This window comes from Nonomuraea muscovyensis, from assembly GCF_014207745.1.
GTDB classification, from domain to species: domain Bacteria; phylum Actinomycetota; class Actinomycetes; order Streptosporangiales; family Streptosporangiaceae; genus Nonomuraea; species Nonomuraea muscovyensis.
In genome coordinates this window covers 3,206,374-3,219,777 of sequence record NZ_JACHJB010000001.1, presented here as the reverse complement: position 1 = coordinate 3,219,777, position 13,404 = coordinate 3,206,374, and the positions used below count along the sequence as shown (strand labels likewise).

The window sequence follows — 13,404 nt, the reverse complement described above, 5'->3', positions numbered from 1 at the left end:
CCGTAGTCGCTCCGGATCACCTTGGCCGGTGCCGGGAGTCTACGCAGCGTCTGCCCGGATATGAAGGCTCTGCAGCCGCCTAATTGTGCGTGCGTCCAGTAATCCCCGGGCAGCGAGGGGATTTGGGCTCTGACAAGAGATATTTCCCCCGGTTTACGGCCATGACAACCCTCAATAACGACACGCCCGAAACCCGTTCATCCCTGGAGTCACCCAGCCCACTCCCACCCCAGGAACGGCGCGTCTCGACGCTGTACCCCCGCCCCGAACCCCCGCACGACCCATCCCGCCACACCCCGGACCGACACGCAGCGCGTTCCCGCCCGCACCACCCGCACAAGCCGGCCCCAGCCACCGCCTGCACCCCCACCCGAGCCGGCCCCAGCCCGCCAGGGAGCACACCCACGCCCCGAACCGACCCATCGCCTGAAGTACGCACCCCACACCGGAACCAGCTCCGGACCTGCGGTACGCCCCGCCCCCAAGCCGGACAGGCCGCCTCGACGCCCCGTACACGGCCTGACCGCGACCACTCTGCCATGAATCGTGGCACTGATCCCTGGCTACCTCACCATGCCCGTCCCGCCAGAGGCCCCAACTGCCCGGCCCCTACCCCGTCCCATCCCTATTGACCAGCCCCTACCTCGTCCTGGGCCACGCCTCCGCGGTTCACCCCAACCATCACCGGCTTCCGGTCCCACTCGACCCCCGCTTCTCGTCAGCGGCCTCACCATCTTGATCGCCTATCGGGAAGGTACGTCTCGGAAGTACGCTCCCGCACCCCGCCAAAAGCGCACCCGAAAAGCGATCTTCCTCAACCCGCAAAAGCCGCTCGGGAATGCGGCCTTACCCGTTCCCCAAGAAGCACCACAGCATTGACCTCAGACCGTTTCCCTCAGGATCATCACGAATGGGCCGGTGGGGACGGAATTCCTAGATCGCTGCGAATACGGCCAAGACGAGCGGCTTTTCTCGATCCACCACGAGCCCGCCCGGTGACACCGCTTCCCAAGATCTCCAGAGACCACCACGGCACACGCCGGAAGCGGCGGCGTCCAGCAGCACGCCCGGAGCATGGCATAGAGCGGTGCACGCGAAGCAACGATCATGCACGGGCGAACGTCCTCGGGCCAAGAGCGCCTCGCCACCGTCGCACCGACCTCTGACACGGCGTAGCCGCACCAGCCCACGAGCACCCCGTCGCCACCTCCCCGCGGGGTCGCCGGCGTTATCCGGAACGCTCCTGCCCAGTGTCGGACGGCAAGGACGCACGATCCCCCTGAGGACGTCCAGCCAACCTGACGCAGCGAGATGACAGGCCACTCATAGGTCGCACGGCGTTCAGCAAGACGTACAAGCCACTCACAGGACGCACGGGCCTACCCACAGGGACGCACGAGTCCCTACGACGCCTCAGGCACCCGCAAGACACCCGATTGCGCCGAATCCGCCCCCGGCCAGTCCGCACGACGCACGGGTCACGCCCGGCCTCGGAGCCCTACAAAGCCCTCCGGCACAGTCGGCCATGTCACCTTCCGGGACGGGTGACCATGTGACCCGTCCGGGACGGGTGACCACCTCACCGGCCAGCACGGGTGGCCACCTCACCAGTCGGCACGGGTGGCCACCTCACCAGTCGGCACGGGTGGCCACCTCACCAGTCGGCACGGGTGGCCACCTCACCAGTCGGCACGAGTGAGCGCAGGCGGAAGCCACGGGTCCGGTGCGCACGTCACGGCGCGCAGCCGTCTCCACCGGAGGAGCGTTCCCCTGGACGGAGACCGGCCACGTGCGGAGGGTGGGGTGCACCGTGCCTGCCGTACAAGCTGGACGGGAACCCCGCCCTGGAGGGGGAAACACCGCGAGACGGCCCGCGCTCAGAAGGACGGATGACCGTTCGTCGCGGCGGGCCAGCTCATGCGGATGCGCATGCCCTTGGGGCTGGGGAAGACCTCGACGTCGTCGGCCAGGCCCGCGATGACCGCGATGCCGAAGCCCGACATGAACGAGTCGGAGAGCACACCCAGATCGAGGGGTCGTTCCTGAATGGTCTCGTCGCTCGGCGCCAGGTCACTGACCGTGACCTCGAACCGCCCCGAGTCGTCACGCAGCTCGATGCGGATGGGCTCACCCGGGCAGTGAGCACGGTGAGCCTCCACCGCCCGAGAGCACGCCTCCCCCACGGCGAGCCTGACCTCGTCCAGCAATGACTCCTCCACGCCGGTGCGCCGGGCTATCGCCGTCGCCACCAGCCGGGCGGTCCGCACATGCGCGGGGAGCGCGCTGAACGTCAGCTCGACAGTAGCCATGACTACTTGTCTTTGCCGTGAGCTTCCTTGGCTTCGTCGACCGAAGCGTAGATCCCGAAGACCTTGGTCAGACCGGTGATCCGGAAGATCTTCAGAATGCGCTCCTGCGTGCACACCAGCTCCAGCGAGCCGTCGTGGGCACGAACCCGCTTGAGCCCCCCGACCAGGACGCCGAGCCCGGTCGAGTCGAGGAAGTCGACCTTCTCCATGTTGACGAGAAGGTGGAAGTTACCCTTGTTCACCAGGTCGATGAGGAGCTCACGCAATCTAGGCGCGGTGTAGACATCGATCTCACCTTCGACCTCCACGATGGTGAGTCCGTCTTCGGTGCGGTGATCCAACTTCAGATCCACAGATCCTCCAGCGCCTCGCCTGCGAAAGTACCCTTATGAGTCGGGCTGTCCGGAGCCACACTCCGGACCGTCCGACCCTGACGCGCGGCATTCAACCATGCGTCTGGCTTGTGTCTATACGAAATCACGATTCCCGGCGACTTTGCCCACGGATGCAGACTGGAAACAGTGACTTCCACCGCTTCCTCCCCACACCGGCCAGGTCCACTCCTCCGACACCTGCTCGGCGTTCCCGCACGTCACGAGCGCGTCACCCATGTGGAGCATGTTCCTGCACGTCAGGCGGGTCAAGCCAGATGGCCGAACTGGACACCCGAACTCCTCGTTACGCGCTTGGCGAACCGAGGCGTCACAGGACTGTGGCCGCACCAGTACGAGGCGGCTGACCTGGCACATCGTGGCCGAAACGTGATCATCTCGACGGGTACGGCTTCGGGCAAGTCGCTGGCGTACCTCACACCGGCGGTCACCTCGTGCCTCGACGGGGGCACCGTGTTGTACCTCACGCCGACCAAGGCCCTGGCCGCAGACCAACTCCGGGCGCTGCGCGAACTGCGCATCACCCAGCTCCGTGCCGCCTGCTTCGACGGTGACACCCCCTTCGAGGAGCGGACCTGGGTCCGTCAGCACGCCAACTACGTCCTGACGAACCCCGACATGCTGCACCGCGGCATCCTCCCTCGTCACGCTCAGTGGTCGTCGTTCCTCCGCCGGCTGCGCATGGTCGTGGTGGACGAGTGCCACGGCTACCGGGGGGTCTTCGGCTCCCACGTGGCCCAGATCCTCCGGCGCCTGCGCCGGATCAGCTCCCGGTACGGCTCGCAGCCGGTTTTCGTGCTGGCTTCCGCAACGGCCAGCGAACCCGGCGCGTTCGCGAAGCGACTGACGGGGCTGGAGATGGAGGAGGTGACCGTGGACTCCTCGCCACGAGGTTCGACCACCTTCGCCCTCTGGGAGCCTCCCCTGACGGAGCTACGGGGCGAGCGGGGGGCTCCGGTGCGCCGCACGGCGACGGCCGAGGCCGCGGACCTGCTCGCCGACCTCGTCCTGGCGGACGTCCGCACCCTCGCGTTCGTCCGCTCCCGCCGCGGCGCCGAAACCGTCTCCCTTTCCGCCCGGGCCAAACTGTCCGACGTCGCCTTCTCCCTGTCCACCCGGTACGCCCCCCGCCACCCGCGCCCACACACCGCCCCCGCTACGGACGGTCGTCCCCACCCGGCGGGCACAACGCCGCACCAGCCCGCTGACACGCCCCTGCAGGCCGAAGGCAACCCCAGACCCGCTCAGGGCGAGGCCAGGCGTCCTGAGAGCGAGCCGCCGACGAGCCGGACCGGGCGACCGGAGAGCCGGAGCAACCGACCCGAGAACCAGACCGGGCAGCCCGAGCCTGCGGCCACCCGGCCCGAGGGAGGAGGGCCCGGGATCGGGGACGAGCGATCGAGGACCGCGGGCACACCCCGGGGGCCGCAGCGGTTGGACAACCCCCTCCTCCCAGACGGGTCGCAGGCACCTCCGGAGACCTGGGCGGAGGCCGGTGAACCCCACACCGCCGCGGTGTCGTCCGTAGCCACCTCCTCCGCGTCAAGCCCTCCCAGCACGAACGGCTGGGCCGATCTCCCGAACAAGGTCGCCGCCTACCGCGCCGGCTACCTCGCGGAAGACCGCCGCCTGCTCGAAAAGGCGCTCCGCTCAGGCTCTCTCCTGGGTCTGGCCACCACGAACGCCCTCGAACTCGGCGTGGACGTCTCCGGGCTGGACGCCGTGCTGATCGCCGGGTGGCCGGGCACCCGCGCCTCTCTGTGGCAGCAGGCGGGCCGGGCGGGGCGCGAGGGTCAGGACGCGCTGGCCGTCCTCATCGCACGCGACGACCCCCTGGACACCTACCTCGTCCATCACCCCGAGGCCCTGTTCGGCCGGCCGGTCGAGGCGATCGTGCTCGACCCCGACAACCCGTACGTGCTGGGCCCCCACCTCTGCGCGGCCGCCGCGGAGATTCCGCTGACCGAGGCCGACCTCGACACCTTCGGCGCCACCACGACGGACGTCCTCGACGACCTGGTCTCCCAGGGGCTGCTGAGGCGGCGGCCCGCGGGCTGGTTCTGGACCCGCCGCGAACGGGCCACCGACCTCGCCGACATCCGGGGCGGGGGCGGCGCACCCATCCAGGTGGTCGAATCGGCCACCGGCCGGCTGCTCGGCAGCGTGGACGAGCCCTCCGCGCACACCACCGTGCACACGGGGGCCGTGTACCTGCACCAAGGCGAAACCTTCCTGGTGGAGACCCTGGACCTGGAGGCCGGCGTCGCCCTGGTGAGCGACGCCGAGCCCGACTACACCACGTTCGCGAGAGATGTGACGGAGATCTCCGTGCTGGAGTCCCTCCGCTCGCAGCCCCTCGGCCGCGGGCAACTGCACTTCGGTGAGGTGGAGGTGACCCGGCAGGTCGTCTCGTACCTCAAACGGCGCCTCCACTCCGGCGAGATGCTGGGCGATGAGCCCTTGGACCTCCCGCCGCGCACCCTGCGCACCCGTGCCGTCTGGTGGACGCTCCCGGCACCGGAGCTGACCGCCCTGGCCGACGAGGGCTTCGACCTGGGCGGGGCCGCCCATGCCGCCGAGCACGCCTCCATCGGCCTGCTGCCTCTCTTCGCCACCTGTGACCGCTGGGACATCGGCGGCGTCTCCACCGAACTCCATGCCGATACGGGTCTCCTTACCGTGTTCGTTTACGACGGCCACGAGGGCGGGGCCGGCTTCGCGGAACGCGGCTACGCCCGCGCGTCCGACTGGCTGACGGCGACCCGTGAGGCCATCGCCTCCTGCGAGTGCGAACGTGGCTGCCCTTCATGCATCCAGTCCCCCAAGTGCGGCAACGGCAACGAGCCCCTGGACAAGCAAGGCGCCATTCGCCTCCTGGACACCCTCCTGGGTTCCTGACCAGAGGCCACGGTCGTCTGCCGTATGCCTGACCAGGGGCTGCTGTCCTCATGCTTCATGACCAGATTTCTTGCCGTCCGCCCGGGCTCGGACCAGGAGTTGCCGTCTTCCTGGTTTCTGACCAGGGCTACCGTCGACCGCTCAGGCTCTGACGAGGAGTCGCCGTCGACCCTGGTTCCTGTATCGCGAGCCACTCCCGCCCGCCTGATCCTGACCGGGAGCTACTCCCGCACGCCTGATCCTGACCGGGAGCTACTCCCGCCCGCCTTGCCCCTGACCGGGAGTCACTACCGCCACCCATGATGCCGACTCACTACCGTCCGCCTCGGCTACTGACCGGGCTACCATCGTCGGCCTTCCATGACGTGTGTGCACCGGCCGTCGGGCCTTCGAAGCACCGTGCGGCGGCTGACGCTCTCGGGCACTGCCGATCCTTGGAGCCAGCGAGCACGATGAGCCTGCACCGCCCGGCCAGCGGCCCGGCCACTGCCGCTCATCATCTCGGCGAGCCGGGTTGTGCCGGCCCGGCGCGTGCTCTGCCGGTCAACTCGCGTGCTCCCACCAGTGGCACGGTGATCGATAGTGACGTCCACACGTCGGCGACTTCGTCGTTGATCTCACACTTCACAAGGTTCACACCGTTGTCCACGGCGAGGGCTGCCGCCCGCGCGCACGCGCCTTCCGGGTCGGCGATCGCCAGTCTGGCCGCCGCCAGCGCGCTCAGATCCGCCGCATCGTTCACTTTGTGACGGGCTACCCGTACGGACCCTACGGTCGCCAACGCCGTTGCCACAGCCATCAGCAGACCCATGAGAGCGACGCCCCACAGCGTCGCGGACCCACGATCTCCATGATCACGGCGCATCTCTCTCCCTCCCGCGAGGACGACGTGTGGTTGGGCGGCTGGACTTGTTTCGGGGCGTGGCCCCGCATCGCTGACCTGTTGCGTGGACCACTTCCAGGAATTCTGCTCAGAGTGCTTCTTTTGGAGTCCTGCCTCAGGATTCGGTGTCCGCCGAGGCGGATGCCGACACCCGCACCGAAGGCCGCGACGCTCCCCACGGGGGCTGCACCTCCACCGAGACCTCCACCCTTGTGCGCTCCTGGTCTCGGCTCACCTTCACTCGCGCATCTGGTCGTGTCGCCGAACGCGCGAGGTCGCGCACCCGGTCGAGCGGCTCACCCCGCGATGCGGCCCGCGCCGCCGCCCGTGCGGCGTCCACGCATTCGAGCTGTGCTCCGACAGCCTGGATGACCCATAGAGCCGCCGCGAGAACCACCATGAGGGCAGGTAGTACGGCCGCCGTCTCAGCGGTCACCGAGCCCTTCGACGACGGGCCGCCCCAGGCAGCTCGCGGGGAGCGCACGCTCTCCGGGATCATCCGGCTGTTTTGAGCGCGCGGTCGATGAGCGAGGACAGCATCTCCTGCACTTCGGTGCCGGTGACCACCTTGAAGAGCAGGGCTGCGAAGGCACAGGCCGCTATGGTGCCCACCGCGTATTCGGCTGTGGACATGCCGCGCTCCCGGTTCGCCACCGCGAGCCGCGCCCAGTCCGCGAAATGCCGGCGTCGGGCGCGGGCTGGTGCGATGGCCGGGATAGTCGGGGTGGGGACGGAATGGCACGCCATCCTGTCGGTGAGGCCGGACGGACGGCTTGTGGCGCCTGCGACGGCGGCCCCTGCGATGACGGCGTCCGTGACAGTGGCGCCGGTGACACCCCTGGTGACAGTGGTGCCGCCCGTCGCGGCGTCATGCGAGTTGTTGGCGCCGTGCGGGGCGGCTGGGGTATCGCTCATGGTGCCTCCAAGGTGCTGAACGCCGGATCTGCACCGGCGTGGGGAATGCCAGCGTCGTCGAGGCAGGCGTAGGGGCGAGGGGCCGAGCGGGGTTCTGTGGAAAACGCGAAGCTGTGGAAAAACCTGGGGATAACGGATCGCGCAGCCTGTGGACAAGCCGATGCGAACCTCAGCAGCCGGCGCCAGGGAACTGAAACCGTAAGCGGGGCGCAGGCAGGCTGGTGTGAGGCCGCCAGCGCCTGCGCGGTCTGCCGCAGGCACGCGTCCCGGACGGACTCGCGTCTCACCCGGGTGCGTGTGCCAGACGGGATTCGTGTCTGGCACACGCACCCGGGTGTGCCGGGCAGGATCGGACGCAGGACGCAGGACGCGGAGCGCGAGACGTGGGACGCGGAGCGCGAGACGCGGAGCGTGGGGCGCGAGACGCGGAGCGTGGGGCGCGGAGCGTGGGGCGTGGGGCGTGGGGCGTGGGGCGTGGGGCGTGGGGCGTGGGACGCGGGCGCCTTTCGTGGCTCACACAGGCGCAGGTGCCGGACACGGGTAGGGCCGGTTGTGGCGCGGATGCATGCGCGCCAAGGGCGCGGATGCGTGCCGACAGGGGTTGGGCCAGTCAGGCACGGCCTTGTGCCACAGGAGTCCCACACAGCCGTTGTGCAGGCAGGAGTTGGGGCGAGTCAGTGCGTTGGCGTTTGCCGCCCAGGGACCGGAGAGGCGCAAGTGCTGGTGAGCGGTAAGACGCCCAGATGGCCGCCACAGTGGACCAGGCCATAGGCGCGACGGCATGCGGCAGCCTAGGTGGCGCGCATCGGACAGGCGGGCGGTGGATAGCGGACGGCGGACACCAGCCACCCGGTAGCGGACCGCGAACACTCGGGCAAATCGGCACAGGTCGGGCACTCGGGCAGGTCGGCACAGGTCGTAGTCGGCGGCGCAGGTCGGGTAGTCCGCGGCGGATGACGGGCAGCGGGACACCAGGGGAAGCCGGACGGCGGACGGCGGATGGGGTAAGCGCCGGTCGTTTGCAGGTAGGGCGGGGGGAAGAGTGGAGTCGGACGCGAAGTCCGCTGCCAGGGGGGGGTTCGTTCGGGGCGTGGGCCAGCGGGGTTTGGGGGGTTGGGCGCTGCTCGGGTACGGCCTCGCGGTAGGGATGGAGGTTACGGAAGGACGATCGTGGTGGCGAGGCCGGCCACGACCGGGATGATGCCGAGGAGGACGAACGCCGGCAGGAAGCACAAGCCCAGCGGCGCCACGGCCTTGACGCCGACGCTTCTGGCCGTGGCGACCGATGCGGCCCGGGCCGTCTCGCGTGCGTCGTCGGCCACGCGGGTGAGGACGTCGGCGACCGGGGCGCCGCTTTGAGCGGCTCGGCTCATGGCGCGGGCGAGGTGACCCGTCGCGGGGTCTCGGGCGAGCTGGGTCCAGGTCGGTTCCGGGTCGGCGCCCAGGCGGAGTTGGCCGCTCACCCAGGCGAGGCGCCGGCCGAGCGGGCCTCCGATCGCGGTCGCGGCGATCTCCGTTGCGGCGCTGACCGGGCGGCCCGCGAGCAGGGAGGCGGCCATCAGGTCAGCCGCGAACGGGAGGTCGTCGGCGATCCGTGCCCGTGTTTGCTTGACGGCGGGGTCCTCGTGCCGGCGCAGGACGAGGGCTGTGGCGGGAGCGACGAGGAGGGCCGTCCCGATTCCCGCGAGGCCTCCGATCAGGAGGCCGCAGATGAGGCCCGCGGCCGCGGCGGAGATGACCGTACGGCGGTCCAGGCCGCGGTGTGTGGCCTTGGTTTCCAGCCAATCGGGGAGCCCGTTCTCGACCGCTTCTCGGTGGTCCGGGCGGGGGCCGCTGCCGACGGTTGATGACGGTGGGGCTGTGATCGTGGGCGTTCTGGGGGTCGGGAGCAGGCGGGCGAGGCGGTCGGCTGGGGTTGTGGACGGAAGGCACATCCACACGGCCATGCCGATGCAGGCTGCCGAGCATACGTAGATCAGCGTCATGGGCATTCCGGTCTGGAGCGGGCGTCTCTCTCGACGGGGTGAGATCGGCGGTGTGGTTCGAAGCCATCTGGTACGGGCTTCTTCGGAGGGCGGCGGTTGGCATGGACGGCTGCTGGCGCGGGAGGTGTTGGTCGGCCGCGCATGTCAGCTGGGAGTGGCGGGAGCCGTGAATGCCGGCACGAGTAGCTGCTTCGTCTGCAGGCCGAGGCTGGGGCGGGGGATGACCCGGTCGGGTGGGTGGCGGGTCATGGTGGGTGGCGAGTCATGGTGGTGGTGGGTCATGGTCGGTGGCCCGGCATGGAAGTGGATGGTGTGGGGGCGGCCCGGCATGGGAGTGGATGGTGTGGGTTGGGTGGTATGGACCGGGGTGGTCGAGCGGCATCTGTTCGCGTGGGTTGGGGTGGTGAGGGCGGGCGGCGGCGTAGAGCGTGGTCCGCGCGACAGGGCATGTGGAACGTCAGGAGGACTGGGCGCGTAGGGCCATGCGGTTGGTCCACCACAGGCCACAGGCATCCAGTGTCATGCCGGTGACCAGGCACGCGATGCCGGGGAGGCTGCCGAAGAGGAAGGCGAGGGGACGCATGCCCAGGGCTCCGGCCATGAGGAGGCCGAGGGCCGGGAGGACGGCGAGCATACGGGCGGTGGCGCGAGGGCCGGCCAGTTGGGCGGCGACGTCCTGCCGGTGGGCCTGGGAGGCGCGGAGGGTGCTGCCGACGCGTTCGACGAGGGCCGACAGTCCTGCGCCGGCTGTCACACTGACCTCCCAGCAGGCCGCCAGGCGGCGTAGCCCCTCGCCGCCGTGAGCGGGCGCGATCGTTGCGAGGGCCGTCGGCACGTCTCCGCCGTCTCTCGCCGCGGCGACCAGCGGTCGTAGGGCGTCGGGGTCGGGGAAGTCGACGGCCGCGAGGGCTCGGGTCAGCGCCTCGCCGGGAGTACGGCCCGCTGTGAGCTCGGCGGAGAGCGCCTGGCAGAGCTCGACTGTCGCGCGGCTCCACGCGTCGGCTCTGCGGGCCGGGTGGGGGCGGGTGATCCGCTGTCGAAGGGTGCGCCATCTGAGGGGGTGCTCGGTGGAGGTCAGTCTGATCAGTCGTGCCGTCGCGGCGTCGGGGCCTGTCCACAGCCAGACGGCGAGGGCTGTGGATATCGCTGCCGCGATCGCCGGTGTCATGGCGAGGTCCGCGTGTTGCCGGGACGGCGCATCGGGCTCGTGAAGGTTTCCCGGCCGACCCCGAGGTGCCCCAGGGTGGCCTCGTGCCGCCGGCTGCGGGTGGAGGCGGGCCTTCGCTTCTGGAGGGCCGGCGATGGTGGGGGCGGGACGTCCCTCTGGATCATGATGGTGCTGCCGTCCGTGGCGGTGGTCCGGGTCGTGACGGGGCTCCTGTCCGTGGCGGTGCTCCCGGCCAGGAGCATGGCCCTGGTCGTGACGGTGTTCGGTGTCGTGAGCGTGGTCCTGGTCCTGGTCCTGGTCCTGGTCATGGCCCTGGTCATGTCGATGTCGATGTCGATGTCGATGTCGCGACAGGCTCTGGTGTCGTGACGGACTCCGGTGTTGTGACGGTGTTCGGTGTTGTGACGGTGTTTCGGGTCATGACGGTGTGTGTTCTGTGAGTGCTTCGTAGCCGGGGCCGTGGTGGGGGTGGCCCGCGGCGTCGAAGGTGAGGGCGGGGACGGCTTGGACGAGGCCCGAGGGGGTGCGGGACAGGAGGCAGATCTCGGCGACCCGGCGGCGCCCGTCGTGGCGGCCGCGGGTCAGGTGGACCACCACGTCGAGGGCGGCCGCCAGTTGGCTGTGGACGGCCTCTCTGCTCAGGCCGGCCGCGCAGCCCAGCGCCTCCAGCCGGGGCGGGACGTCGGCCGCCGTGTTGGCGTGGAGGGTGCCGCAACCGCCTTCGTGGCCGGTGTTGAGCGCGGCCAACAGATCGACCATCTCCGCGCCCCGTACCTCTCCGACCACCACACGGTCCGGCCGCATCCGCAGCGCCTGCCTCACGAGGTCGCGGAGGCCCACGCCGCCCGCGCCTTCGAGGTTGGCGGGGCGGGACTCGAGCCGGACGACGTGCGGGTGGAGAGGGCGGAGTTCGGCGGAGTCCTCGACGAGGAGGAGGCGTTCGCCGGGGTCGGCGAGGGACAGCAGGGCGGACAGGAGCGTCGTCTTGCCCGTGCCGGTGCCGCCGGTGACGAGGAAGGCCAGTCTGCGCGCGACCATCGACGTCAGGACGGGGACCGCCGGCGGTGGGACGGTGCCTGCCGCGACCAGGTCGGCCAGCGTGAACGTACGCCTGGGCGGGAGGCGCAGCGACACGCAGGTGCCACCCGACGCGATGGGCGGGAGGACGGCGTGCAGGCGAACGCCTCCGGCGAGCCTGGCGTCCACGTACGGCGAGGCGTCGTCCAGTCGCCTGCCGGCCGCGGCGGCCAGGCGCTGCGCCAGCCTGCGGACCGCGCCGTCGTCGGTGAAGGCGGTCGACGTGCGGCGCAGCCCTCGGCCGTCGTCCACCCACACCTCTCTCGGGCCGTTGACCAGGACGTCGGTGACGTCGGGCTCGGCCAGCAGCGGCTCCAGGGGGCCTGCTCCGATCAGGTCGGCGCACAACGCGCGGGCGACGGCGAGGATCTCCGCGTCGCCGTAGACGGACTTCTCCGCGCGCAGGGCCACGGCGACCTGGGCGGCGCTGGGCTCCACACCGGTGCGGGCCAGCCGGACGCGAACGGCTTCGACCAGCTCGGGGGACACGGGGGTGTTCACATGATCTCCTTGCCTGCTGTACATGTCGGGTGGACCGCGGAGGGGCGGGCTGCCGGTGGCTCGTCGGCGGCTCCGCTTCAGGTGCGGCGGGGCTGCGGGGTGGATGTCGCAGGGGGCTGTCGCCGTGGTGTCGGTGGGTGCGGGCGTGCCGGTCGCCGGTGGTCGGGGCGGGGTCAGCCGGGAGGCAGGGCGTCGCGGAGGAGCGTCGTGCAGAGGGCGCCGAGGACGGTGCGGGAGCCGAGCCTGGGCAGCTCGCCGCGGTTGAGTGTGGCGGTGAGGCGGGGCTGGTCGGGCAGGTGGCCGGCCGTCGGGATGCCGAGTGACGCGGCGACGACGTCTTCGTCCAGGACACCGGGACGGATGACGGCGCGGATGTCGGAGGTGTGGCGGCCCGCCTCGGCGAGCACCTGAACGGCGGCCAGCACGCCGCGGACGTCGGCGGCCGTCACGAGAAAGGTGCTGCTCGCCCGGCCCAGGGCTTCGGCGGCGGCCGGGTCGAGGTGGCGCGGCAGGTCGACTACGACCAGGTCGAAGCCGCGGTGACCGGCTTCGAGGACCGAGCGCATGGCCTGGGCCGGGATGGGGCGCACCTCGCCGCGGTGGAACGACAGCACGCTGAGGTCTCCGAACGCCGGCAGAGCGGCCTGCAGGGCGGCCGAGCCGACCCGCCCTTCGCGGGCCACGAGGTCTCCCCACCGGGCCCCGCCGGTCTCCTCGTGGCCGAGCAGGGCGTCGATGCCGCCGCTCAGCGGGTCGGCATCGACCAGGAGGGTGCGCAGGCGGTCGTGGGAGGCGCGCAGGGCCAGGCACGAGGCCAGGACGCTGGCGCCGACGCCTCCTCGTCCCCCGATCACGCACAGCACCGCCCCCGCCCGCGGCTCGGGCTCCATGGCGTCGGCGAACTCGTCCACCATCCGGCGCTCCGCCGCCGGAAGGGTGACGACGGCCTGGGCGCCGACGGAGACACACCGGCGCCAGGACTCCGGATCGTCGGGCTCGCGGGTGACGAGCAGCACCCGGTCCCGGGGCGGCGGCGCCGTGGCGGCCAGGGTGTCCGCCAGGTCGTCGCCGACCACCACGAGGGGCGCGAGGTTCCAGAACGGGCGGGCGTGGGCCGGGGCGTGGGCGACGTCGAGCTGGGCGCCGGCCGCGGCGGCTATGCGGACCAGGTCGTCGAGCAGGTCACGGTCCTCGGTGATGACCAGCGGGCGGTGCATCGGTCCTCCCTGGGGTTGGGAGGTCTCACCTTCTTGCACGGGATGGCGGGGGTGTTGGG

11 protein-coding genes are annotated in these 13,404 nt (G+C 70.8%); 2 read left to right on the top strand and 9 right to left on the bottom strand.

The window, feature by feature from the left end:
- Nucleotides 1-1,877 precede the first annotated feature (1,877 nt).
- Together FHU36_RS15280 and FHU36_RS15275 are read right to left on the bottom strand one after the other, a co-directional pair.
- On the bottom strand, nt 1,878-2,309 hold the full coding sequence (locus FHU36_RS15280; RefSeq protein WP_185084327.1) for an ATP-binding protein: 432 nt from the start codon (nt 2,307-2,309) through the stop codon (nt 1,878-1,880).
- A 2-nt stretch (nt 2,310-2,311) separates the two neighbouring features.
- Nucleotides 2,312-2,662 carry an STAS domain-containing protein gene (locus tag FHU36_RS15275; protein WP_101786510.1) on the bottom strand — a complete coding sequence of 117 codons (351 nt, stop codon included), beginning with the start codon at nt 2,660-2,662 and terminating at the stop codon, nt 2,312-2,314.
- A 408-nt stretch (nt 2,663-3,070) separates the two neighbouring features.
- Here FHU36_RS15275 and FHU36_RS15270 point away from each other — a divergent pair, with 408 nt between their 5' ends.
- Nucleotides 3,071-5,599 (top strand): DEAD/DEAH box helicase, encoded by a 2,529-nt coding sequence (locus FHU36_RS15270; RefSeq protein ID WP_312891601.1) that lies wholly within the window; start codon nt 3,071-3,073, stop codon nt 5,597-5,599.
- Nucleotides 5,600-6,095: 496 nt separating this feature from the next.
- On the opposite strand, the gene FHU36_RS15265 is transcribed toward FHU36_RS15270, so the two are convergent.
- The 5 genes from FHU36_RS15265 to FHU36_RS15250 form a co-directional block, all read right to left on the bottom strand.
- Entirely contained in the window at nt 6,096-6,464 is a 369-nt protein-coding gene (locus FHU36_RS15265) for an Rv3654c family TadE-like protein (RefSeq protein WP_281394176.1), read from the bottom strand.
- Nucleotides 6,465-6,597: 133 nt separating this feature from the next.
- Nucleotides 6,598-6,981, bottom strand: coding sequence for a TadE family type IV pilus minor pilin (locus FHU36_RS43510; protein ID WP_221495899.1), 384 nt, complete (start codon nt 6,979-6,981; stop codon nt 6,598-6,600).
- On the bottom strand, nt 6,978-7,397 hold the full coding sequence (locus tag FHU36_RS45605) for a DUF4244 domain-containing protein (protein WP_281394175.1): 420 nt from the start codon (nt 7,395-7,397) through the stop codon (nt 6,978-6,980). Before FHU36_RS45605 ends, FHU36_RS43510 begins: the two co-directional genes overlap by 4 nt.
- 1,154 nt (nt 7,398-8,551) lie before the next feature.
- Complete coding sequence (locus FHU36_RS15255; protein ID WP_246502051.1) at nt 8,552-9,382, bottom strand: type II secretion system F family protein; 831 nt, start codon at nt 9,380-9,382, stop codon at nt 8,552-8,554.
- 457 nt (nt 9,383-9,839) lie between these two features.
- On the bottom strand, nt 9,840-10,550 hold the full coding sequence (locus tag FHU36_RS15250) for a type II secretion system F family protein (RefSeq protein WP_185084324.1): 711 nt from the start codon (nt 10,548-10,550) through the stop codon (nt 9,840-9,842).
- A gap of 162 nt (nt 10,551-10,712) precedes the next feature.
- Here FHU36_RS15250 and FHU36_RS15245 point away from each other — a divergent pair, with 162 nt between their 5' ends.
- Nucleotides 10,713-10,919 carry a hypothetical protein gene (locus tag FHU36_RS15245; RefSeq protein ID WP_185084323.1) on the top strand — a complete coding sequence of 69 codons (207 nt, stop codon included), beginning with the start codon at nt 10,713-10,715 and terminating at the stop codon, nt 10,917-10,919.
- 48 nt (nt 10,920-10,967) lie between these two features.
- On the opposite strand, the gene FHU36_RS15240 is transcribed toward FHU36_RS15245, so the two are convergent.
- Both FHU36_RS15240 and ssd read right to left on the bottom strand, forming a co-directional pair.
- Nucleotides 10,968-12,152, bottom strand: coding sequence for a TadA family conjugal transfer-associated ATPase (locus FHU36_RS15240; protein ID WP_185084322.1), 1,185 nt, complete (start codon nt 12,150-12,152; stop codon nt 10,968-10,970).
- Nucleotides 12,153-12,301: 149 nt separating this feature from the next.
- Nucleotides 12,302-13,345: a septum site-determining protein Ssd gene (ssd, locus tag FHU36_RS15235; RefSeq protein WP_185084321.1), complete on the bottom strand. Its 1,044-nt coding sequence runs from the start codon at nt 13,343-13,345 to the stop codon at nt 12,302-12,304.
- Nucleotides 13,346-13,404 lie beyond the last annotated feature (59 nt).

Bases quoted from the DNA above. Each gene is read 5' to 3' on its own strand.
- FHU36_RS15280 (WP_185084327.1), bottom strand. From the start codon at position 2,309: ATGGCTACTGTCGAGCTGACGTTCAGCGCGCTCCCCGCGCATGTGCGG.
- FHU36_RS15265 (WP_281394176.1), bottom strand. From the start codon at position 6,464: ATGCGCCGTGATCATGGAGATCGTGGGTCCGCGACGCTGTGGGGCGTC.
- FHU36_RS43510 (WP_221495899.1), bottom strand. From the start codon at position 6,981: ATGATCCCGGAGAGCGTGCGCTCCCCGCGAGCTGCCTGGGGCGGCCCG.
- FHU36_RS45605 (WP_281394175.1), bottom strand. From the start codon at position 7,397: ATGAGCGATACCCCAGCCGCCCCGCACGGCGCCAACAACTCGCATGAC.
- FHU36_RS15255 (WP_246502051.1), bottom strand. From the start codon at position 9,382: ATGACGCTGATCTACGTATGCTCGGCAGCCTGCATCGGCATGGCCGTG.
- FHU36_RS15250 (WP_185084324.1), bottom strand. From the start codon at position 10,550: ATGACACCGGCGATCGCGGCAGCGATATCCACAGCCCTCGCCGTCTGG.
- FHU36_RS15245 (WP_185084323.1), top strand. From the start codon at position 10,713: ATGATGGTGCTGCCGTCCGTGGCGGTGGTCCGGGTCGTGACGGGGCTC.
- FHU36_RS15240 (WP_185084322.1), bottom strand. From the start codon at position 12,152: ATGTACAGCAGGCAAGGAGATCATGTGAACACCCCCGTGTCCCCCGAG.
- ssd (WP_185084321.1), bottom strand. From the start codon at position 13,345: ATGCACCGCCCGCTGGTCATCACCGAGGACCGTGACCTGCTCGACGAC.